At 69.1% G+C, this 21,279-nt stretch carries 18 protein-coding genes; 10 read left to right on the top strand and 8 right to left on the bottom strand.

Going from position 1 to position 21,279, the window contains the following annotated elements; genetic code table 11:
* The first annotated feature begins 7 nt into the window (after nt 1-7).
* The 4 genes from W5W_RS0113150 (at nt 8) to W5W_RS0113135 (ending at nt 4,480) form a co-directional block, all read left to right on the top strand.
* Nucleotides 8-733: a DUF4129 domain-containing protein gene (locus W5W_RS0113150; RefSeq protein ID WP_008731978.1), complete on the top strand. Its 726-nt coding sequence runs from the start codon at nt 8-10 to the stop codon at nt 731-733.
* Nucleotides 730-1,986, top strand: a complete 1,257-nt coding sequence (locus W5W_RS0113145; RefSeq protein ID WP_008731974.1) for a DUF4350 domain-containing protein — start codon at nt 730-732, stop codon at nt 1,984-1,986. The genes W5W_RS0113150 and W5W_RS0113145 overlap by 4 nt, the downstream gene beginning before the upstream one ends.
* Nucleotides 1,983-3,062: an AAA family ATPase gene (locus tag W5W_RS0113140; RefSeq protein ID WP_008731998.1), complete on the top strand. Its 1,080-nt coding sequence runs from the start codon at nt 1,983-1,985 to the stop codon at nt 3,060-3,062. Before W5W_RS0113145 ends, W5W_RS0113140 begins: the two co-directional genes overlap by 4 nt.
* Nucleotides 3,063-3,187: 125 nt before the next feature.
* Nucleotides 3,188-4,480, top strand: a complete 1,293-nt coding sequence (locus W5W_RS0113135) for a DUF58 domain-containing protein (protein WP_029574325.1) — start codon at nt 3,188-3,190, stop codon at nt 4,478-4,480.
* A gap of 83 nt (nt 4,481-4,563) precedes the next feature.
* Here the strand turns inward: W5W_RS0113135 and W5W_RS0113130 are convergent, their stop codons facing one another.
* Entirely contained in the window at nt 4,564-5,559 is a 996-nt protein-coding gene (locus tag W5W_RS0113130) for a stage II sporulation protein M (protein ID WP_017195722.1), read from the bottom strand.
* 14 nt (nt 5,560-5,573) lie between these two features.
* Here W5W_RS0113130 and W5W_RS0113125 point away from each other — a divergent pair, with 14 nt between their 5' ends.
* Entirely contained in the window at nt 5,574-6,404 is an 831-nt protein-coding gene (locus W5W_RS0113125) for an RDD family protein (RefSeq protein WP_017195721.1), read from the top strand.
* 96 nt (nt 6,405-6,500) lie between these two features.
* Here the strand turns inward: W5W_RS0113125 and W5W_RS0113120 are convergent, their stop codons facing one another.
* The 6 genes from W5W_RS0113120 to W5W_RS0113095 all read right to left on the bottom strand — a co-directional run bounded on the left by W5W_RS0113120 (nt 6,501) and on the right by W5W_RS0113095 (nt 13,673).
* A complete protein-coding gene (locus tag W5W_RS0113120; RefSeq protein ID WP_017195720.1) occupies nt 6,501-6,740 on the bottom strand; it encodes a Trm112 family protein in 240 nt (79 codons plus the stop codon).
* Between the two features lie 3 nt (nt 6,741-6,743).
* Nucleotides 6,744-7,190, bottom strand: a complete 447-nt coding sequence (locus W5W_RS0113115) for a DUF3499 domain-containing protein (RefSeq protein ID WP_008731979.1) — start codon at nt 7,188-7,190, stop codon at nt 6,744-6,746.
* 83 nt (nt 7,191-7,273) lie between these two features.
* Nucleotides 7,274-7,717 (bottom strand): metallopeptidase family protein, encoded by a 444-nt coding sequence (locus W5W_RS0113110; RefSeq protein WP_017195719.1) that lies wholly within the window; start codon nt 7,715-7,717, stop codon nt 7,274-7,276.
* Between the two features lie 81 nt (nt 7,718-7,798).
* Nucleotides 7,799-9,367 carry a DUF5719 family protein gene (locus tag W5W_RS0113105; RefSeq protein WP_017195718.1) on the bottom strand — a complete coding sequence of 523 codons (1,569 nt, stop codon included), beginning with the start codon at nt 9,365-9,367 and terminating at the stop codon, nt 7,799-7,801.
* Nucleotides 9,364-13,419 (bottom strand): glycosyltransferase, encoded by a 4,056-nt coding sequence (locus W5W_RS0113100; protein ID WP_017195717.1) that lies wholly within the window; start codon nt 13,417-13,419, stop codon nt 9,364-9,366. Before W5W_RS0113100 ends, W5W_RS0113105 begins: the two co-directional genes overlap by 4 nt.
* Nucleotides 13,416-13,673: a WhiB family transcriptional regulator gene (locus W5W_RS0113095; protein WP_193760097.1), complete on the bottom strand. Its 258-nt coding sequence runs from the start codon at nt 13,671-13,673 to the stop codon at nt 13,416-13,418. Before W5W_RS0113095 ends, W5W_RS0113100 begins: the two co-directional genes overlap by 4 nt.
* 465 nt (nt 13,674-14,138) lie before the next feature.
* On the opposite strand from W5W_RS0113095, the gene W5W_RS0113090 reads away from it, so the two are divergent.
* Nucleotides 14,139-14,885: a TIGR03089 family protein gene (locus tag W5W_RS0113090; RefSeq protein ID WP_017195716.1), complete on the top strand. Its 747-nt coding sequence runs from the start codon at nt 14,139-14,141 to the stop codon at nt 14,883-14,885.
* An 87-nt stretch (nt 14,886-14,972) separates the two neighbouring features.
* Here the strand turns inward: W5W_RS0113090 and manA are convergent, their stop codons facing one another.
* A complete protein-coding gene (gene manA / locus W5W_RS0113085; protein ID WP_017195715.1) occupies nt 14,973-16,166 on the bottom strand; it encodes a mannose-6-phosphate isomerase, class I in 1,194 nt (397 codons plus the stop codon).
* A gap of 167 nt (nt 16,167-16,333) precedes the next feature.
* Between manA and rfbA the strand changes: the two genes are divergently transcribed.
* The 4 genes from rfbA to W5W_RS0113065 all read left to right on the top strand — a co-directional run bounded on the left by rfbA (nt 16,334) and on the right by W5W_RS0113065 (nt 21,192).
* On the top strand, nt 16,334-17,206 hold the full coding sequence (gene rfbA / locus W5W_RS0113080; protein WP_008732471.1) for a glucose-1-phosphate thymidylyltransferase RfbA: 873 nt from the start codon (nt 16,334-16,336) through the stop codon (nt 17,204-17,206).
* A gap of 110 nt (nt 17,207-17,316) precedes the next feature.
* Complete coding sequence (locus W5W_RS0113075) at nt 17,317-19,146, top strand: phosphotransferase (protein WP_017195713.1); 1,830 nt, start codon at nt 17,317-17,319, stop codon at nt 19,144-19,146.
* A gap of 10 nt (nt 19,147-19,156) precedes the next feature.
* Nucleotides 19,157-20,185, top strand: coding sequence for a DMT family transporter (locus tag W5W_RS0113070; RefSeq protein ID WP_008732444.1), 1,029 nt, complete (start codon nt 19,157-19,159; stop codon nt 20,183-20,185).
* A 134-nt stretch (nt 20,186-20,319) separates the two neighbouring features.
* Nucleotides 20,320-21,192: a LicD family protein gene (locus W5W_RS0113065; protein WP_008732423.1), complete on the top strand. Its 873-nt coding sequence runs from the start codon at nt 20,320-20,322 to the stop codon at nt 21,190-21,192.
* Nucleotides 21,193-21,279: the final 87 nt, after the last annotated feature.

Below are 21,279 nucleotides of genomic sequence, written 5' to 3'. Positions count from 1 at the left end.
GCGCAGCATGACCACCGCTTCGCCGCTTCCGCTTCGCCTCGCTTCTCCGCCACAGGGCGTGAGCGGCATGGCGTCGGGCGCCGACGTCCCCGCCACGCCCGATGCCTCCCAGGCGCGCGAGGCCGCCGAGCGCGAACTGGCGCGTCAGGATTATCAGGTACAGGAGGACCTGTGGTCGCGGCTGTGGCGATGGCTCCTCGAGCACTTCGATCCCAGTAGCGCCGTTCCCGGCGTGCCCGGTTGGCTGTCAACTCTTATCGTGCTCGTCGTGGCGCTCATCCTCGTGACCGTTCTGGTCCTCATGCTCGCGCGCATCACCCGAGTACGGCGCGCCCGCACGGACCGCAGCCTGTTCGCCGATGACGACCGCGACTCGACCGCACTGACCAGGGCCGCGAACGAGGCAGCCGCCCAGAGGGACTGGGCCACCGCGGTCGTCGAGCGCTTCCGAGCGATCATCCGCTCTTTGGACGAGAGGGGCGCCCTTGAGGACTATCCGGGGATGACCGCCCACGAGGCGGCGACCATCGCCGCCGCCTCAGTGATCAAACACGCCGACGAGCTCCACCGGGCCGGTGCTCTCTTCGACTCCGTGCGCTACGGCGAGGTCGTCTCCACCTCGGAGCAGGATGCCTGGATGCGCCGGCTCGCCGAAGCAGTCCAACGCGCGCAACTGACTCCCGAGCACGCACTCGCATCAGACCCGGCATGGTCGCGGGGAGGCCCGTCATGACGGCCCCGACTGCCCCGGCGGCCTCGGCGCACTCCCGCAATGAACGAGGCGCGGGCCGCGGCCAGGTGGTCGGCGAGCCCCTGACCGCCAGGCTGCGACGATGGCGACCCTTCATCCTGGCGCTGGGAGCGCTCCTGATCGTCACGGTCATCGGTACCCTGATCAGCCCGAAGCCCTCCAAGGACCCATTCGCGATCGACAACCCCAGACAGGACGGAACGCGGGCACTCGCCCGGCTCCTGCGCGACGAGGGCGTCTCGGTCGAGGCCGTTCGTTCATCCGAGGCGGCCGCCGATGCAGCAGAATCGGGAGGGTCGAGCACGACCATAGCGCTGGTCAATGCCGGAGAGCTGAGCGATCACGAGCGCGAGGACCTTGCCCGCACCGGCGCCGACATCGTTGTCGTCGGCGCCCTTTATCAGGATCTGAGCGGTCTGACCGACCCGGATGAGCTGACCACCTCAGGCCGATCGGCGTCTAACGACACCACTTTGTCGCCCCAGTGCCCTGATGCGGATGCGGCCGCAGCGGCATCCATGGCCGGCTCGCGCGGCTCGGTGCAGATCAACGGTGATACCGGCGGTGAAGAAGCCGGTGTCATCGGCTGCTTCCCGGTCGCGCAGGAGGACTCGGAGGACGGCCCCGCCTACGCCGCCTACGCGGTCACCACCACCAGAGGCGGCGGTACGCTGCGCGTCATCGCCGACGCCACGACCGTCACCAACTCGCGCCTGGCCGAGGCGGGCCACGCCTCCCTCGCCGTGCGCGCACTCGGACACCATGAGCACGTGGTGTGGTTCGACGCCTCTCAGCAGCAGGCCCCAACAGTGTGGGACACCGTGTCGATGCCGCGCTGGATGCCGGTCCTGCTGCTGCAGGGCGGTGTCATCATCTGCGCACTGGCCGTGGTCAGGGGACGGCGCTTCGGCAGGATCGTCGTGGAGCGCCTGCCCGTCGTCGTGCGCGCGACTGAGACGACGCGAGGGCGCGGGCGCCTGTACCGCCGCGCAAAGGATCGCGATCGCGCCGCCGAGTCCCTGCGCGCCGCCACCGCGTTGCGCCTGGTTCGCAAGCTCGGTCTGCCTCCCGGCACCGAGCGCGCCGCTGTCGCCCGTACCGCGGCCCAGGCAACCGGGTGGCCGCAGAGGACCGTCGACAAGATCCTGCGCGGCCCCATTCCATCCAACGACCGGGCCCTCGCGGACCTGGCCGTCCAGCTCGACCGACTCGAGAGCGAGGTTCTTTCACGATGAGCACTCCCACCACCCCTGCCGAGGCCGCCTCAGGCTCGACGCCGGTCGCGGCCGAGGGCTTCAAGGGCCCCGCCCCTGAAAGCCCAGGTCGCCCTGATCGCACTGAGTGCCCTGAGGGCCCTGAGGGCACAGACCCGCGCGACCGCCTCGTCGCCGTTCGCTCCGAGGTCGCCAAGGCCGTCATCGGCCAAGAGGCGGCGGTCACGGGGCTGGTCATCACCATGCTCGCCGGAGGACACGTCCTGCTCGAGGGGGTGCCGGGCGTCGCCAAGACACTGCTCGTGCGCTCCCTGGCCCAGGCCATGGATGCGGACACCAAGCGGATTCAGTTCACCCCCGATCTCATGCCGGGCGACGTGACCGGATCCCTGATCTACGACGCGCGTTCCAGCGCCTTCTCATTCCGCGAGGGGCCGGTATTCACCAACCTGCTTCTGGCCGACGAGATCAACCGCACGCCCCCCAAGACGCAGGCGGCTCTCCTGGAGGCCATGGAGGAGCATCAGGTCTCGATCGACGGTGAGCCGCGCTCTCTGCCCGACCCCTTCATGGTCATCGCCACCCAGAACCCAGTGGAGTACGAGGGCACCTACCCGCTGCCCGAAGCGCAGCTCGACCGATTCCTGCTCAAGCTGGTCCTGCCCCTGCCGGAGCGCGCCCAGGAGATCGAAGTGCTCTCGCGGCATGCGACCGGCTTCGATCCGCGCGATCTGGCGGGCGCGGGCCTGCATCCCGTGGCCGATCCCGACGACCTGGCGATGGCGCGCGCCCAGGTGCGCACGATCGGAGCCTCTGCGGAGGTCCTGGCCTACATCGTGGACCTGGTGCGGGCCACACGTGTATCGCCATCGGTATCGCTGGGAGTCTCGCCCCGCGGCGCCACCGCATTGCTCGCCACCGCGCGGGCATGGGCCTGGTTGTCGGGACGCAGCTTCGTGACCCCCGACGACGTCAAGGCGCTCGCACTGCCCGCCCTGCGGCACCGCATCCAACTGCACGCCGAAGCGGAGATGGAGGGCGTGACGACCGAGTCCGTCATCAACGGAGTCCTGCGGACGGTCCCCGTGCCCCGTTGATAGCACTGACGGCCCTGACGAGCGCTGACAGCGCTGAGCTGACGGTACTGACGGCGCTGCCCCGGTCCATCGGCCTACATCGACCACCAATCGACCACCAGGGAATACACACGAGAGGAGGAAGCGTGTATCTCACAATGCGCACCGTCTGGCTGCTGACAGCATGCTGCCTGCTGGTAATCGCCGTGCCCCGCCCCCTGACCGTCGCCGGATGCGCCATCGCCGTGGCGCTCCTCGTCGTGGGCGACGTGATCGCCGCGCCCTCGCCGCGCAGCCTGCGCGTGCAGCGCTCTGTCAAGCGCTCCGTGCGCCTGGGAGACTCCACGACTTCCACCCTCACGGTGGCCAACACTGGACGCCGGCGCATGACGGCACAGATCCGCGACGCGTGGCCCCCGTCGGCCGGGGCCGGCCATGAGCGGGCCTCCCTGTCGATTCCGGCGGGTGAGCGCCGACGCACCCGTACAGTGCTGACCCCGACGCGCCGCGGCGACCGTCAGGCCGACCTCGTCACCGTGCGTTCCACAGGTCCCCTGGGACTGGCCGGCCGTCAGGCCTCACTGCTGGCGCCGGCTCGGCTGAGGGTGCTGCCCGAGTTCGCCTCGCGCCGCCACCTGTCCTCCCGGTTCGCGCGCCTGCGCGAGATGGATGGCCGCAGTGCCGTGATGACCCGTGGAGCGGGAACGGAGTTCGACTCCCTACGGGAATACGTCGTCGGTGACGATGTCCGCTCGATCGACTGGAGGTCCACGGCGCGGCGGGGCGAGGTCGTCGTGCGCACCTGGCGGCCTGAACGGGACCGACGTGTGCTGATCGTGGTGGACACCGGCCGCATGGCCGCCGCCCGCCTGGGCGACGCTCCGCGCCTGGACTCCCACATCGAGGCCTGTCTGCTGATGGCGGCCCTGGCCTCACGCGCCGGGGACCGAGTGGACATCGTCGCCCTCGATGTCGCCGTGCGCGCGCAGGTGCGGGGGCAATCGGGGCCTGCGCTCATGAGCGCTCTGGCTGACACCCTGGCGCCGCTTGACGCCGAGTTGGTGGAGACGGATTGGACGCTCCTGGCCTCCACGGTGCACAGGATCCTGTCGCAGCGCGCGCTCGTCATCGTGCTCACCGCTCTGGACGGGTCGGGCGGCACGTCGCCGATGACCCGCGCGCTGAGCACCGTGGCGCGAGACCATGTGGTGGTTCTCGCCTCCCCGACAGATCCCGGGCTCGCCGAGCTGCGGGCCGACCGTGCGGATGGCGAGAGCGTGTACATGGCGGCGGCCGCCGAACGCGACATCGTTGAACTCGATCGTGTGCGTCGACGCCTGCGCCGTTACGGGATCGAGGTGGTCGAGGCCGAGCCCGGCGCTCTGGCCCCGGCGCTGGCGGACACCTATCTGTCGCTCAAGGCCTCGGGGCGCCTGTAATGGGCGCGCATGCTCGCGGCCCCAGCCCGGACCTGCGCGGAAGGCGCTCATCCCGCCGCCCGATCACTCACACAGCCACCCGTTCAGCCAGTCTCAGCAAGACCGGCGCCCGCCTCCTCCTCAACCAGGTCACCGGTCTGCCCGGCCAGGACGGCCCGTCGCCCCAGCACGAGGGTGTAGGCCCACAGGACGGTGACGGCAAGCACTCCCACCACGAGTTTGATCGACCATGGGATCTGAGCCGGCGTCACGAACGCCTCGATGAGGCCCGCGACGGCGAGTGCCGCCGTCAGCGTCACCGCCACTGTGATCAGAGCCCGGCCTTCGGCGGCCAGCGCCGCCCCGCGGGACCTGGGGCCGGGAGCGAGCAGAGTCCAGAACAGTCGCAGCCCCGCACCGCCGGCGATGAAGATGCAGGTCAGCTCCAGCAGGCCGTGGGGGGTGATGAGCGCGAAGAACAGTCCCAGTGCGTCGTGGTCGGCCATGATGGCGGCGGCCTTGCCGACGCTGAATGCATTGATGAACAGCATGTAGGCGGGCAGAATCCCCGTGATGCCGCTCGCAACGCATACAGCGGCGATGCGCGCATTGTTCGTCCACACCTGGACGGCGAAGTCGCTCGGCTCATAGCGGGTGTAATAGGACTCGAACATGGAGCGGGCGTAGTCGTCCCGCTCCTGTGGCGTGCCCACGGCACTCATCGCTTCAGGGCTGCGCAGGGTCCATACGGCGATGATCACGGCGATGGCGATCTCCGCGATCATCACGCCCACCGTCCACCAGCGCACCCGGTACAGCGCAGCCGGAGCCGACCGGAGCCAGAAACGGATCAGGTCGCTCATGCGCGTCTCCCTGGTGCCGGTGATTCGGCCGCGGGCGGCGGCCACACGGGCCGAGACCTCGACGATGAGCTCGGGGTCCGGGGCACCGGTCCGAATGCGCGAGAGATGCCCCGCGGAGGCCCGGTAGAGGCTCACGAGCTCATCGGCCTGGGCGCCGGTGAGTCGGCGCCGCCGGGTGAGCTCGTCCAACCGGTCCCACTGGTCGCGATGCGCGGCCGCATATGCGTCGATATCCACGGAAGGAGTCTGACATGAGCAATGAGACCCTGGCCTCATCCGAGCGGATGATGGTGCCTGAAGTGGTGATCACGGGCGAGGCCGTCGCTCTCGAGGTGCGTGCCGCCTCGGCCGGTCTGCGCATTCTGTCCGGCCTCATCGACTACTCCCTGTACGCCGGCGGACTCGTCATGAGCCTGCTCAGTTGGAGCGAGGTCAGCCTGTCCCCTTCCTCGGAGGCGATCGTGATTGTCCTGTTCTCGCTCACCCTGTTGTTCTGGATGCTGCTGCTGCCCTTGACGATCGAAGTCCTCTCTCGCGGGCAATCGGCTGGGCGGCTCGTCACCGGCACACGGGTGGTGCGCGACGACGGCGGATCAATACGGTTCCGGCACGCCCTCGTGCGCACCCTGCTGGCGACGATCGAGATCTGGCTGGCGTACGGCGTGTTGGCCAGCCTGACGTGCATAGTGACGCGCCGCGGCAAGCGGCTGGGAGACCTGCTGGCCGGAACCTATGTGGTCCATGAACGGTCGGCCATCCAGACCGCTCCCCCGGTCCTGATGCCTCCGGAGCTGGCGGGGTGGGCGTCGCAGGCCGATCTGCGCGCTCTGCCCGGCAATCTCGCGCTGGTTGCGCGGACCTTCCTGCAACGCGGCTCGGCCATGCAGCCCGCGCCTCGAGCGCGGCTGAGCGTGCAGCTGGCCGCAGCGGTCGAGCCCTATGTGGCGCCGCCGGCACCGGAGGGAACGCATCCGGAGCGCTTCCTGGCCGCCGTGCTGGCCGAACGCAGGGATCGTGAGTACATGCTCGAGCTGCGCGACAGGCGAGCCGATCACGATGAGGCTGAAGCAGGGCTGTACTAGGGCACCTGCCGGCGGACCGCCCCGACCGGGTTGGCTGGGTTGACAGCGCCCGACCGAGTTGACCGAGCCAACCGGGCATCCGATGCCTGCTACTCGCTACTCGTCGCGGGGCGGATACGAGGGGCGCTCGAGTGCCGTCGCCTCGTGGATCAGCAGGACGGGCACGCCATCGCGCACGGGATAGCTCAGGGCTCCGCTCGGAGATTCCAGGCAGGGAGCGCCATCAGGACCCACGCCGTCGTCGAGAGCGCCGCCGGTGGCGGGGCAGCGCAGGATCTGCCGCACCCAGGGCTGGATATCGCTCGGGCCAGGATCGGCGACCGTGGAGAAGGCCATGAGTCAGTCCTCCTTCTCGCCGCGCAGAACGCGTAGATGACCGCGCCGCATGATCTCGCCGTCGCCCAGGCCGGTGAGATGATCAGGCAGGGCAGCATCGGGGTCCCGCGTGAGGGAGGCGGGCAGGATGCCGCCAGGCCGTCCGGCGTGCTCGGCCGGCTGGGGCCGGGGCCGCGGAGCGCGCGAGGCCTCGCGCACGGCGTCGGCCAGGGCGGTGAGGTCGTCGTCCGATGGCGGAGCGGGCTCGAATTCGGTGGCCAGGCGTATCACCTGCCAGCCGCGCGGGGCGGTGAAGGACTCCACATGCTTGGCGCACAGGTCGTAGGCCTCGGGCTGCGCCTCGGTGGCCAGAGGGCCCAGCACGATCGTGGAGTCCGCGTAGACGCTCGTCAGGGTGGCGACGGCGGGATTCTCGCAACCGGGCCTGCGGCAGCGTCGGACTCTTCTCACGTGCGCAGGCTATCGCGACAAGCCCCGACCGAGGCACCTGACGCACGCGATTGCGTCCCAGCAGTCATGTCGTGGGGCACGCCTCACGCCTCCGGGTCGATCTCCTCGGGGCTGCGCCCCAGCATGAGCGCCACCTGCTCGACGACGACACGGCGCACGAGCTCGGTGAGCTCGTCATCGCCTTGGGCCCGAGAGGCCACGGGACGACGATAGATGACGATACGGGAGGAGAGGCCGGCGCGCGGCCGCGCGGCGAAGCCCCGGCCGAGAACGACGCCGTGCTCCCATGGAGCGGGGTCGGAGGGCGGCACCTCCTCGACGGCGAACTGGATGGAACCGACCTGCGGCCAGTGACGAGCGAGGTCATCAGCGGTGGAGACGACGAGCTCGTCGAAGCGCTCGGCGCGCGTACGCCACGCCGGCAGGTGCGGGGGCACGAGCGGACCACGCAGGCCGCGCCCGTGACGGTCCCGGCGGCGGGCGGAGGCGGGCACGGGAACCGGGGCGCGGTGAGAGGAACGAGGCACGACTTCAGCCTAGACGAACGGCCGGGAATGCCCGCCTCGCCTCTCCGCCCTTCGACGATCCGGTTGATCCGGTTGATCTTCTCAGTGCAGGAGCAGATGACTCTCGGCCAGGGCCGTCGAGTCGGCCACGGCAGGCACGGCCGCGATGAGGGTGCCGGCGGCGTTCCCACTGACCTTCGCGGTCACCACCGCCGCCGCGGTGACCTCCTGAGAGGCGGAACCGGCGATCGTCAGCGCTGCGACCTCGGCCGGCACCTCCGGCGTTACGGTGCTGCCGGCGGGCACGTCCACCTCCTGCGTCCAGGCGCCGTCGGCGGAGGCCAGGGTCACGGCGGCGGGCTTCTGCCCGGAGTTGGTGAGCACCAGGCTGCTGGTCAGTCCCTCTCCGCGGGGCAGGGCGATGGAACCGGCCTCGCCGGCGGCGGGCGTCGCCGCCTGCAACCAGGCGACGTCGTGAAGCAGGGCGCCTGAGCGCTCGGGATACTCCCCGGCACTGCGAACGAGTCGGACGCCGGCCGCCACCGGCGAATCAGAGCTGACGCGCACGCCGTACTCCCCTGCGGGCACACCGCTGAGGGATACATCGAACACCGCGCCCGGATCCACTGCCACCGAATCCGCACCCGGCAGACTCTGCTCGCCATCCGAACCGATCATCGAGATCGAGACGGTCGCGGTCTCACTGCCGGGATTGACGAGGCGCACGGACGGCGCGTCCGAGGAGTCGGGCGCTCCGGCAGCGGCATCGGGAGCAGTCTCGCCCTGATCTGCCGCATCGACCAAGGCGACACCGGGAATGGTCAGATCCGTGGCGGGCGCTGCTCCCCCGGTCAGGACCTCGGTACCCGCAGCGGTTTCGCCGTCAAGGGACTCGGTGACCAGCGCGGGCACGAGCGTGCCACCCACCGCCTCAAGACTCAGCGCCAGGCGCGGATCCGTGCCTGCCGCCTCCAGGAGGACCCCCATGGTCTTGCCCGGGGGCACGACCACCTGGCCGTCCGAGGGCAGGGAGATCTCCCCAACGGAGCCGTAGAGGTGAACGGTGGCCGTCACGGAGGTGGTTCCGGGATTGGTCAGGCGCAGCTCCGCCGAGGAGCCGAGCGCGGTCGATCCGCCCACGATCCAGGAGATGGCCTCGGGAGGCGTGCAGGGGGCCGCGGCGAGTCCGCGCAGGTCGCCGTCGGCGCTCAGCGTGGTCGTCACGCCCACGGCGCCGATGGGCTTCTCGCCATTCGGGTCGACGGTCAGCATTCCGCCGGTGGCCTCGGTCAGGGAGGTCACCGGCTTGGTCAACGACTCCCCCTTGTAGGCCAGGGAGGACCGCTCATCAAGACTGGTCAGTGTCGTGGTGGAGGTCGTCTTGCCGACGGACACCGCACCCAGAGTGTTGTTGGGGGCGGCGTGGCAGTTGTAGACGGCCTCTCCGGCCGGCGCGGGAACGTCCGCGGCGGTCACTGGGATGCTCTGGTTCGCGGGGAGGCGGCCGCCCGCCCAGGTCAGGCCGGCCATGCTGACCGCCAGGACGGTGGAGACGATCAGGGCGACGGCGCGCCCGAGCAGCCTGCGCCATCGCGGGGATCGATCGGGGGGCGCAACGGGTACGGACTGATCGGTGGAGGTGGAGGACACTGTGCGGGTCGTGCGGGTCATGCGATGGTCCTCCTGCGTCGCAGAGGCAGGGCGGCGAGCACCGTGATGGCCCAGGCCGCCCAGATGAGGCGGGCCGCAACGGTACCGGCAGTGGATTGATGGGAGACGACCAGCTCCCCTCCGCCCGGCGGCATGGAGAAGGCCTGCCGCCAGCTGCCGGTGGCGTCCTGAACGTCGATCGGGTCGAGAGGCGAGTCATTCAGTTTCGCGGTCCATCCCGCATCGGCGCGCTCGGCCAGAACGACGGTACGACTCTGCCCATCGGTGGCGGCGGGGACGTCTGCAGTCACCACCGTACCGGCGTCCGCGGAGGTGGCCAGAGTGGTGGCGGTGCCATCGGCGTCCACCAGAGTGGCGCGGGCGGCCTCGGTGGCCCCGCTCGGGCCGACGCGCCAGGAGGTGCCCGCAGCAGTCCGGGTGAGCTGATCGAGCCCAGGGGTGGATTCCAGGCCGGCACGGGCCAACGCGGTGGCCTCGTCCCCGGGAGCATCGGCCAGCAGGACGACGGCGATGCCATGGGCGGCCAAGTCGTCGGCGGCATGCTCATCCTGCCCCGCGGTGGCACGGGTGACGATGTCGGCCAACTCGACGTCGGCGGGATCGGTGGGTTCCAGGCTCAGCGTCTTTCCGGCAGGAGCGGGACTGGTCGCCGCCGACGGGTCCGCGTCGCCGGCGGCCTCGGGAAGACGGCTGCGAAGCTGCGGTGCCAGGACGTCGGGAACGACATCCGTCAGTTGAGTACCCGCTCCACGCCATGTGCGCACGGCCAGCCCCTCAGGGGTGGAGGACAGGGCGAGCACGCGACCGGCGCTGGCCGAGCGCTGAATCTCCTTCGCGATGACGGGCACCCGTTGGACGCCCGGCTGCAGAGCCATGACAGTGGCGTCAGCGCCGAGGCCCGTGGATGTGTGCGCGGTCCACGCCCAGCCGGCACCGACGGCCAGCGGGACGACGAGCCCGACGAGGGTGACCGCGGTCAGGACGAAGCGACGCCATACGGCTTCATGGGTGTCATGCCGGACGAGGCCGGCACGGATGCCGTCAGCGCCGGCCAGGCCGGCCGCGAGCAGCCCGGCGGTGAGCAGTGTGATGCCCGTTCCCGCCCATCCGGTCACGGTCACCGATCCGGTCCCATCGGGCAGGGTGCCGATAGCGGTGGTCGCGCGCACAGCGAGAAGCGCAAGGCCGAGGCCGCCCAGGGCGCCGAGCGCGCCGGCCCTGGCGCGGTGCCCGCGCCGCCCCGTGGCGAGCAGCCCGCACAGCGCGGTGACGGGCAGGATCGCCAGCATCGCCTTGGAAACCAGCACGAGGGTCGGGTTGGCAATGAGCGCGGTGATGTCCACGGGCATGCCCAGGAGGGTGTCGATGGCCGAGGGCGCCGGAACCGCCACGGGCCCGCCGGCGTCGGCGAGCAGATAACGCAGCCCGGCCGTGGGGCCTTCCGTCGAGGCCAGACGCGCGGCCCGCCACCATGCCGGCGCCGCAGTGGCGACCACGGGCAGAAGGGTCAGGACGAGCCGCAGAGCCGACCGGCGCACCATCACCATGAGAACGAGCAGGCAGCCGACCACAACTGCTGCTGTGCTCGGTGCGGCGGCGACGATGAGAGTCAGGAATATCCCGGCCACCGCAGCGGCTGTCGGCGAGCCGGGGCCATAGCTCTCGGTCGCCGCAGTAGTGCCCTCACCATCACCGTCATTCGAGTCGCTGGAGTCATGGGAGCCATGGGAGTCATCTCCCGGCGTGACCGAGGAGCTGTCAGCCGCCTCGGATCCGTCAGCAGTCTCAGATGCCCGCTCATCGACCTCATCGTCCGGGGAGGCAGCAGCGCCGAACTCGGCATCGTTGTCCTCAACGATCCGGGCCAGCGCGATAGCGCGCTCGCGCGGGACCGCCGCGGCGTTCGACGCCTCGTCTCCAGGCTCGCCCGAGTCGTCCGAGTCATCCGAGTTAGTCGAGCCGCGCGAATCACCATCCGCGCGGGTGTCAGAAGCGGGGCCGGCACCATCAACGGCACCGGCATCGTCTGTGCCGTCTGTGCCGTCGGCGCTGTCGGCGCCGTCATCGGCGAGCGCGGCGAGGTCCTCGATGCGCTCCGAGGCGAAGCGGTCGAGGTCCGCCTTCTCCGTCTCAGTCGCGTGGTGCGCATCGACCATGCCTGAGAGCACGACGTCACGACGATCGGCTCCGACCGCGCGTGCGAGCGCGGTCAATGCCCAGGGCAGAGTGAGATGGACCAGCACGGCGGTGAGCCGGCCCTGACCGATGGCCAGCAGGAGAGCGGGGGCCAGCGCCCAGGTCAGTGCCGCCCATGCGCGCAGGCTCGTGCGCCGGGTCGCGGTTCCCGCGGCGAACCAGGCTCCCAGAGCGGCCAGAGGCACCGCCGCCAGAAACAGCAGGCGGACCAGGCCGTCTCCATCGAGCCCGACATGCCCCGCCACGGCGACGGGCAGGGCGAGCAGTGCCAGAAGCGGATTGGCGACGGCGGTGTACCCGTCGCCGGAAGCGGCCCACGTGGCCCAGGCGGCGCTCCACAGGCTTCGCCCGGTGGCAGTCAGACCGACAGTGGCGCCGCCCGTGACGGTGCCGGTGACCAGCAGGGAGCTCAGACCGACTCCCGCTACGACGACGGCCACCAGCAGGACGCCGGCCAGAACGATGCGACGGCGGCGGGCCAGCGCTGCGAGCTCGCGCAGCTCCAATTCGCTGGGAGCAGCGGCGCGCGCAACGCGTTCGCGCTCCTGGCGGAGGCGATCCCGGCGCACCGAGCGAATGTCGGAGGCATCGACGTAGAGACGGGTCAGGACCGAGCGGCGCACGGTGGCGTGGGCCGCCAAGCGCTTGCGACCTCGCCTGACGGCACCACCGCGGCTCGCGACGGCCAGAGCGGCCCCCAGCTCGGCACGGGCAAGGGGCGGGGATTTGGTCAGCAATCGCGCCCCGGCACGGACGATTCCCAGGACGAGGAACCAGATCAGAAGCAGGGCGATGGGCCGGTGGGAGAAAGTCGCCCAAGCGGTCAGCTGAGCGGTGCGGCGCGCGCGGAAGGAGCGGTCCGGGTCGGGATCGTCTGCGTGCACCTGCGGAGCCGAGGGCTGCTCTCCCACGGCGGAGCGCCTGGAAGTGCTTCTCTGAGAGGGGCGCAGCCCCAAGTAGCTGGCGCGACGGTGCTGAATGACGGCCTGCGGAACGACGACGACGCGGTGCCCGGCCAGTCGAATCGCTCGTGACAGCTCAAGACCGTCGTTGAAGACGGGGAACTCCGGCGAGGTGCCATCAAGTTCATCCCACACGGCGCGATCGACGAGGGCGCCGGCGGTACCGACCGCCAGGACATCGGAGCGGTCGTCGTGCTGCCCCTGATCGATCTCGCCCGCCACAACGTCATTGGACCGGCGCGCAGACGCGGTGGTGCGCAGCCCCACCTCGAGGAGCTGCTCGGGATCGTCCCAATCGACTTGCTTGGGCCCGACCAGTGCGGCGGATCGCGCCTCCGCAACCGCCGAGAGAAGAGCCTCGAGGCAGCCCGGCGCCGGTGCGACGTCATCGTGGAGCAGCCACAGCCAGCCCTCGGCCCCCATGTTCTGCCCATTCTGCCCACCGGTCCTGCCGGAGGCCCGGCTCTTGGAGCCGGCTTCGTCGTATGAGCGCTTCGGGCGGTTCGAGCGGGCGGCGTCCCGCCGCTTCCCGGAGGAGGGCGAGAGCCTTCGCGAGCTGGACCCGGCGGGTCCGGTGAGTTCGGCGTACAGGGCCAGACCACGGCGTACTGCCTCGCCGAAGCCTCTGGCGTCGGGGACGCGCACAACACGGACCCGTGTGCGCGCCCCGAGCGCCGAGGCGGCTACGATCTCCTCGACTGGAGTGCCATCGCCCAGACCGTTGTGACGGGAGGCGACGTCCACCACGATCGTAGCCTCCGGGGCGACGGTCTGACGGGCGAGGGCTCTCAGGGTTCGGCGCAGGTACGGAGTGACGCCAGCGGTGACGACGACTGCGAGCGCCTCAGCCCCGCCGGCGCGGGCAGGCGGGGCACCGAGACCCTCCAAACTCATACGGCGCGACGCTTGAGCTTGCGACGCTCCCGCTCAGACAGACCGCCCCAGATGCCGAAACGCTCGTCGTTGGCCAGTGCGTACTCGAGGCACTCCTCGCGGACCTCGCAGGTGGCGCACACGCGCTTGGCCTCACGCGTCGAGCCCCCCTTCTCGGGGAAGAACGCCTCGGGATCGGTCTGTGCACACAGAGCGCGCTCCTGCCACGCGAGCGGACCCTCGTCAACCTCGTCACCGCCGAAGAGGAACAGCAGGGTCTGGTCGTCGGCTTCGTCGGTACGCGCGAGCGGACCCTCGCCGAGAATGTTCCACACGTTGGCTTCCCTTCAGGTCAGGGGCAGGTAACTACGAATGAATTACACGGGTGTGAGCAAAGAGAGTCAAGCTGGCGAGGGATATGTCACCCAATCGTGACCATCGGCGGCATTCCAACGAAAAGTCCATGTAACGGAACGATAACAGGACCCTTGGAGTCAGGATTTTGAGGGTTCCTCTACACACCCCTCGAAGAGCCTCGAGATTGACGCCCGACCGAGCTCGACACAGCTCCGGCACAGCCCCGCCTTGGACCCGACAGAGACCCGACACAGGCCACCCTCCCTCCCCCTCGCGACACCCGCCGGCCCCACCGTCGCCCCCGCCCCACGCCCTGCGGAACAGCGGCGCGAGACCGTGGCGCGGCTGCTTGAACCACCCCCGTTTTTTGCTTGAATCTCCTCATGAACGACGCGCTCGCCCGGGTTCTGCCCTCCGCAGCCGACTCTTCGCGCCCATGGCTGACGTGGTACTCGCCCGATGAGCGCATCGAGCTGACCGGGCACGTTCTGAGCATGTGGCACGCCAAATGCGCTGGTTTCCTCACCGCCGAGGCAGAACCCGGCGCTCACGTGCATCTGGGGATGACTCCGCACTGGCGAACGGTGACGTGGTGCGCGGGCGCCTGGCTGGCCGGCGCCACACCAGTCCTGCTCGACAGCAGCGATCCATTTGTAGAAACCCTACTAGTTGAGCCCCCCAGCATCTCGGTCGCATTCAGGATTCATTGGTTGTTTCCCTCAGCGGACGTTCAGGTACTTGTGACAATGGGATCGCTCGCAACGCGCTGGCCGACGCCTCTCCCGCCACTGACGCTCGACGGGATCGCCGATGTCATGCCCTTCGCCGACCACTTCCCACCCGCTCCGACGGACGGCTCGGAGCCGGCCCTCATCGTCTCTCAGACGGACGGACTGCGCACGACGAGCCGGGACGCACTGGTCGCTCCCGCCCAGAGCGATGCCGTCGAGAAGGCGCTCGGGACAGGCGCTCGCGCCCTGCTGATCAGAGAGGAGACGGTCGAGCAGGCGATGCGCGGCGTGGTGGCCGCCTGGCGGACCGGACTCACAGCGGTGCTGATATCCCCCGACGCCGACGCCGCCCTGGTCTCCGCAGCAGCGCGCCAAGAAGGAATCGCGGACATCCAGTAAGCAGTCGAGAGGCACCGCACTCGCGCCGCGCAGGTGCGTTCACGTCCCCCAGGACCTCGAGACCTCGAGAGCTCGAGAGAAGGACATCTAGGGAACATCCGCCTGGACGACGACTCCATCCCCTTCGACGGCCAGCACCCGCTCGTCGGCGCCGATGAACAGGGCCTGCCCACGTTCGAGCTCCGCCTGACCGGCGGGAGTCGTGATCGTCGTCGCCCCCTCGACAGCCAGCGCGATCCGAGGCCCGCGCCCGGGAACCTGCACACGGCCGTCGGCGGGAACGACCTCGGTCACGAGAAGCTCGAAATCGTCCACGGGCGCGTAGTAGGCGCGGGTGGCCCGAGAAAGGTACTCCGGCGCCGGGCGCACCGGCGGAGCGGCCACATAATCCACGCAGGCGAGCATGGAGGGCACATCGACGTGCTTGGTCGTCAGCCCCGCACGCAGCACATTGTCGGACGAGGCCATGATCTCCACACCGAGTCCACTGATGTAGGCGTGCACGCTTCCCGCAGGCACGAAAAGGGCCTCGCCCGGCTGAAGCGTGACGGGGTTGAGCAGCAGCGCCGCCGCCACTCCGGGGTCGCCCGGGAAAGTTCGGGCCATCAGCACGGCATTGGCGTCAGCGCGCCGTGACGGGGAGCCGCCCCGCTCGAGGCGCGCCACGATCTCGCAGACCAGTTCATCGATCTCAGCGGACGTGGGACGAGTCCCGGTAGACACGAGCTCGGAGAAGACCTGACGGATACCGAATCGGGTCGGATTCAGACGCAGAGTGCGCCGCATACGGTGGGCGAGCACGGCATCGAGACCAGTCAGTACTTCGGCAGCCCGGCGAGGGGCGCGGAAGCCCGCAACGGCGTCGTAGCGGGTCAGAGCCAGCACCATCTCCGGCTTGTGGTTGGCGTCCTTGTACGAGCGGTCGGGATCATCGAGCGCCAAGCCCGCCTCATTCTCACGCCGGTACCCCTCGATCGCCTGCTCCATGGAGGGATGAACCTGCAGCGACAGCGCCTGCTCGGGCGCGATGAGCTTGAGCAGGAAGGGCAGCTGGGAGCCGAATCGCCTCACGACGTCCTCCCCCAGCAGTCGCTGCGGATCGGCAGCGATGAGGTCGGCCAGGGTGCCGGAGCGATCCATGAGGCCGGTGGGACCCGATGCGTGGGAGCCGTACCACTGCTCGGCCCAGGGGCGGCCGTCGGAGCGCTCGCCCAGCAGCTCGGGAATGGCGGCCGTCGAGCCCCAGTCATAGGACTGGCGCGCACCGATGAGTCGTTCCATACCGGGCACGCTAACCCATCACCCGCCACGCACCCGGGATGCCACATCGACTGACACCGACCGGCATCTATCGTTATCGACCACCACCGCCCCCTGCTGCCCCGCGTCGCCCCCCATCACCGCATGACTGCATGACTGCGAAGGCGCACATGCGCCACACTGAGTACATGCGAGGAATCATTCTGGCCGGGGGCTCCGGCACGCGACTCAACCCGATCACCCTGGGCGTCTCCAAGCAGCTCATGCCGGTCTACGACAAGCCGATGATCTACTACCCGCTGAGTACGCTCATGCTCGCAGGCATCCAGGACGTCCTGATCATCACCACCCCGCACGACGCCCCGAGCTTCCACCGGCTCCTGGGCGACGGCTCCCAGCTGGGCGTCAACCTGTCCTACACCGTCCAGGAGGTGCCCAACGGCCTGGCCCAGGCCTTCGTGCTCGGCGCGGACTTCATCGGCACCGAGAGCGCCGCCCTGATCCTGGGCGACAACATCTTCTATGGCCCCGGCATGGGCACTCAGCTGCGCCGTCACACGAGCCCCGACGGCGGCGTCGTCTACGCCTACCAGGTCGCCGACCCCACCGCCTACGGCGTCGTCGAGTTCGACGACGCCCTGCGAGCCGTCTCCATCGAGGAGAAGCCGGCCCACCCCAAGTCGGACTATGCGGTGCCGGGCCTGTACTTCTACGACAACAACGTCGTCGGGATAGCGGCGGACCTGAGCCCCTCGGCCCGCGGAGAGTACGAGATCACCGACATCAACCGCGCCTACCTGGAGTCCGGGCGCCTGTCGGTCGAGATCCTCCCCCGCGGCACCGCCTGGCTCGATACGGGCACCTTCGACTCGCTCGCGGACGCGACCAGCTTCGTGCGCACAGTCGAGCACCGCCAGGGCCTCAACATCGGCTGCCCCGAGGAGGTCGCCTGGCGCATGGGGTTCATCGACGACGACGGCCTGCGCACTCGCGCCGAACCACTCGCCAAGTCCGGTTACGGGACCTACCTCCTGGGACTGCTGGACCGCGGACGAGAATGACCCGACGGCCCATCGGCAGCAGCCAGTGATGCCCCCCACTTTCTGTTCACTTTTCTTTATCCGTTCGCTACCTTTGAACGAGCCCGATACCGAACAGAAAATGAACGGACATGGTGAAGCCGATGACAGGCACGCTCTCGCAGCCCCAGTTCGACGTCCTGTACGCCCTCCTGCGCGCGGACGCCCCGCTGACGCAGCGGCAGATTCAGGAATCCACCCGGATGTCGCTGGGCGGGGTCAATACCGCCGTGCGCATGTGCGAGGCCGCCGGGTACATCGACAAGCGGCGCATCACGCAGGCCGGACGGGAAGCACTGGAGCCCTACCGGGTCGACAACGCGGTCATCATGGCCGCGGGCCTTGCCCAGCGCTTCGCCCCGATCTCCTATGAGCGCCCCAAGGGCGCGCTGCGCGTGCGCGGCGAGGTTCTCATCGAGAGGCAGATCGAACAACTGCACGCGGCCGGCATCACCGACATCACGGTGATCGTCGGATACAAGAAGGAGTACTTCTTCCACCTGGCGGACCGCTTCGGAGCCAAGATCGTCGTCAACGACGACTACGTGACCCGGAACAACAACGGCTCGCTGTGGGTGGTGCGAGAGTCCCTGGGCAACACCTACGTGTGCTCCTCGGACGACTACTTCACGTCCAACCCCTTCGACTCCCATGTCTATCAGGCCTACTACTCGGCCCAGTACGTCGAGGGGCCCACTCAGGAGTGGTGCATCACCACCGGCCCCGGCGGGCGGATCACCGGCGTGACGGTCGGCGGCCACGACGCCTGGACGATGCTGGGCCACGTCTACTTCGACCGCGCATTCTCAACCGGCTTCCGGCGCATTCTCGAAGAGGTCTACACCCTGCCCGAAACGGCGCCCAAGCTGTGGGAGCAGATCTACATCGAGCACGTCAAGGAGCTCGACATGGTCATCCGGCAGTACCCGGCGGGAGTGATCAACGAGTTCGACTCTCTCGACGAGGTCCGCGGCTTCGACCCCATGTTCGTGAACAACCTCGACTCCGAGATCTTCGAGAACATCGCCTCGGTCCTGGGATGCGGCAAGAACGATGTGCACGACTTCTACCCGCTCAAGCAGGGCATTACGAACCTCTCGTGCCATTTCACCGTGGGCGACGGGCAGTACGTCTACCGGCACCCGGGCATCGGCACGGACAAGATCGTCGATCGGAGCGCCGAGCTCGAGGCGCTGAACCTGGCCCGGGACCTCGGCATCGATCGCACATTCATCACCGGTGACGCCGACAAGGGCTGGAAGATCTCCCGGTTCATCCCCGACTGCCGGAACCTGGACGCATCCCGCCCCGAGGAGCTCAAGCAGGCCATGCGCATGGACCGAAACCTGCATGAGTCCGGCAAGACCCTGGCCAGGAACTTCGACTTCGTCCAGGAGGGGGTGAAGTACGAGAAGATCCTCAAGAGCTACGGCCCCATCGACGTGCCCAGGTACTTCGAGCTGCGCGGCAAAGTCATGCGGCTCAAGGAGCTCGCCGACGCCGACGGCTTCGCCAAGGCCCCGAGCCACAACGACTTCTTCCACCTGAACTTCCTCGTCGATGCCGACGGCCACCTCGACCTCATCGACTGGGAGTACGCGGGCATGTCCGACATAGCCAGCGACTTCGGCACCATGGTGGTGTGCGCCCAGCTGTCGCTCGAGCAGGGCGATGAGGCGCTGGAGTTCTACTTCGGCCGGACGCCCACGGAGCGCGAGCGCCGCCACTTCTGGTCCTACGTGGTGTTCGCCGGCTGGTGCTGGTACGTGTGGGCGCTCGCCAAGGAGGCCGAGGGCGACGACGTCGGCGAATGGCTCCTCATCTACTACCGCCACGCCGTGGACCACGTCGACCGCCTCCTGGCCGACTACGCGGCGGCCTCGCAGCCCGCCACCGCCCCATCGCAATCCCTTTCGGAATGAGGAGCCCATCATGAAGTACGGAGTTCTCAGCGGCATGCTCTGGGGCGTCGACACCGTCGTGCTCAGCATGGCCCTCCTGCTGACGCCCTTCCTCGATTCGCCCAGCGCCTCCATCACCGGCGCGGCCCTCCACGACGCGTCCAGCGCCATCATCCTGCTGATCTACATGGGGATCCGCGGACGCCTGCGAGACACAGTGGCGGCGATCAGAACACGCAGTGGCAAGGCGGTCATGCTGGCCGCCCTGCTGGGCGGCCCGGTCGGCATGAGCGGCTACCTCATCGCCATCAACAACATCGGTCCGGGCTACACCGCGATCATCTCCTCGTTCTATCCCGCATTCGGCACGCTGCTCGCCTTCATCCTGCTCAAGGAGCGCATGCGTCCCGGCCAGATCATCGCCCTCCTGGTGGCGCTGGCGGCCGTGGCGGTGATCGGCTGGTCCTCTTCCAGCGAGACGACCACGGGCTCGCCGATCGTCGGGCTGCTCGGATCGCTGGCGTGCGTGGTCGGCTGGGGCTCGGAGGCGGTCCTCCTGGCCTGGGGCATGCGCGACGACACCGTCGACAACGAGACGGCGCTCCACATCCGCCAGACCACCTCGGGCCTGACCTACCTGATCATCGTCATCCCCGTCTCGGGCGCGCTCCACTTCGCCGCGGGCGCCACCATCTCGACGGCGACCGCCATCATCGCCCTGGCGGCGCTCACCGGAGCGGCCTCCTACCTCTTCTACTACAAGGCCATCGACACCATTGGCGCCTCGCGCGGGATGGCGTTGAACATCTCCTACGCCGCCTGGGCCGTTATCTTCGCGCTGGTCCTGCAAGGAACCGTGCCGACCAGCCTGCAGGTCGTCTGCTGCATCGTCGCCCTGACTGGCACCGTCCTGGCGGCCTCCCCCGACTGGCGCGAGCTGCGACTCACCCGCCCGTCGGCCGGCAGGACCGCCGACGGCTTCTCGAAGAAGGCGGCCGAGGGACAGGACGACGGAACCGATCGGGATGCGGCGCTCCCGACCGCGGGCCCGCGCTCCTGAGAACGGATCACCGATGCATCGTCGAGTGACACCGGCCACCCGCATTGTCGCTAGGTCGCCTGAAGCGCCCCGTGAGAAAATGCGGGCCGGTGCCCCTCGACGTCGGGGCTGGTCGATCTCAAGGGGAGCCACGTATGACGACTGACGACAGCGCCGACCCGCAGATGCTGCACAGGGTTCACCTGCTGCTGACCAAGATGCTCGCGGAGTTCGACCGCGTGTGCAGGCAATTGGGCGTCTCCTACGCCGTCTACGGTGGAACGGCCATCGGCGCCGTGCGCCACAAGGGATTCATCCCCTGGGACGACGATATCGACGTCATGATGACGCGCAGCGACTACGAGCGCTTCCTCGCCGAGGCGCCCGAGAAACTCGGCGAGGAGTTCCGGGTGGACAACACCCGCACGATCCGCGACTACCCGTTCATGTTCTCCAAGCTGGTCCTCAAGGACACGCTGCTGATCCCCGAGTTCGCCAAGGACTCGACCTACCGCATGCCGATCTCCCTGGACATCCTGCCGGTGGACAACGCACCCGACTCCCCGAGCGCCTTCCGCGCCATGAGCCGGCGCACCTGGTTGTGGGGGCGCCTCCTGTTCCTGCGCGGAACACCGAGGCCCTACCTCATCGGGATCACGGGGGCGCGGCGGGCAGCGATCTACTCCGTGACCACGACCGTCCACTGGATCATGCGCTGCCTGGGCATCACCCCGAGGCTGCTCCAGTCCCGCTGGGAGAAGGCGGCCCGGACCTACGAGCACGCCGAGACCAAGCGCATGGCGGACTTCTCCATGCGCGACCCCGAGAACTGGGCGCTGACGAGGGAGGAGCTCTTCCCCGTCCACGAGGTCCCCTTCGAGGACATCACGGTCATGCTGCCCCACGAGTACGACGTGCTTCTGCGCCGCGGCTACGGCGACTACATGGAACTGCCGCCGGAGGACCAGCGCAGGAACCACAAACCACACACTGTCGACTTCGGCCCCTACGAGAGTACTCTCCCCTGAAGGTGCCGCCACGATGACGCCTCACGGCGTCCCTGAGCTGCGGGCTGGTTTGCGCGTAGCGCACCGTTCCCACAGCCCCACCGCCCT

Source organism: Actinomyces massiliensis 4401292 (genome assembly GCF_000269805.1).
GTDB lineage: Bacteria > Actinomycetota > Actinomycetes > Actinomycetales > Actinomycetaceae > Actinomyces > Actinomyces massiliensis.
This window is presented reverse-complemented; position numbering and strand designations above follow the sequence as displayed.

Bases quoted from the DNA above. Each gene is read 5' to 3' on its own strand.
- W5W_RS0113150 (WP_008731978.1), top strand. From the start codon at position 8: ATGACCACCGCTTCGCCGCTTCCGCTTCGCCTCGCTTCTCCGCCACAG.
- W5W_RS0113145 (WP_008731974.1), top strand. From the start codon at position 730: ATGACGGCCCCGACTGCCCCGGCGGCCTCGGCGCACTCCCGCAATGAA.
- W5W_RS0113140 (WP_008731998.1), top strand. From the start codon at position 1,983: ATGAGCACTCCCACCACCCCTGCCGAGGCCGCCTCAGGCTCGACGCCG.
- W5W_RS0113125 (WP_017195721.1), top strand. From the start codon at position 5,574: ATGAGCAATGAGACCCTGGCCTCATCCGAGCGGATGATGGTGCCTGAA.
- W5W_RS0113120 (WP_017195720.1), bottom strand. From the start codon at position 6,740: ATGGCCTTCTCCACGGTCGCCGATCCTGGCCCGAGCGATATCCAGCCC.
- W5W_RS0113105 (WP_017195718.1), bottom strand. From the start codon at position 9,367: ATGACCCGCACGACCCGCACAGTGTCCTCCACCTCCACCGATCAGTCC.
- W5W_RS0113100 (WP_017195717.1), bottom strand. From the start codon at position 13,419: ATGAGTTTGGAGGGTCTCGGTGCCCCGCCTGCCCGCGCCGGCGGGGCT.
- W5W_RS0113090 (WP_017195716.1), top strand. From the start codon at position 14,139: ATGAACGACGCGCTCGCCCGGGTTCTGCCCTCCGCAGCCGACTCTTCG.
- manA (WP_017195715.1), bottom strand. From the start codon at position 16,166: ATGGAACGACTCATCGGTGCGCGCCAGTCCTATGACTGGGGCTCGACG.
- rfbA (WP_008732471.1), top strand. From the start codon at position 16,334: ATGCGAGGAATCATTCTGGCCGGGGGCTCCGGCACGCGACTCAACCCG.
- W5W_RS0113075 (WP_017195713.1), top strand. From the start codon at position 17,317: ATGGTGAAGCCGATGACAGGCACGCTCTCGCAGCCCCAGTTCGACGTC.
- W5W_RS0113070 (WP_008732444.1), top strand. From the start codon at position 19,157: ATGAAGTACGGAGTTCTCAGCGGCATGCTCTGGGGCGTCGACACCGTC.
- W5W_RS0113065 (WP_008732423.1), top strand. From the start codon at position 20,320: ATGACGACTGACGACAGCGCCGACCCGCAGATGCTGCACAGGGTTCAC.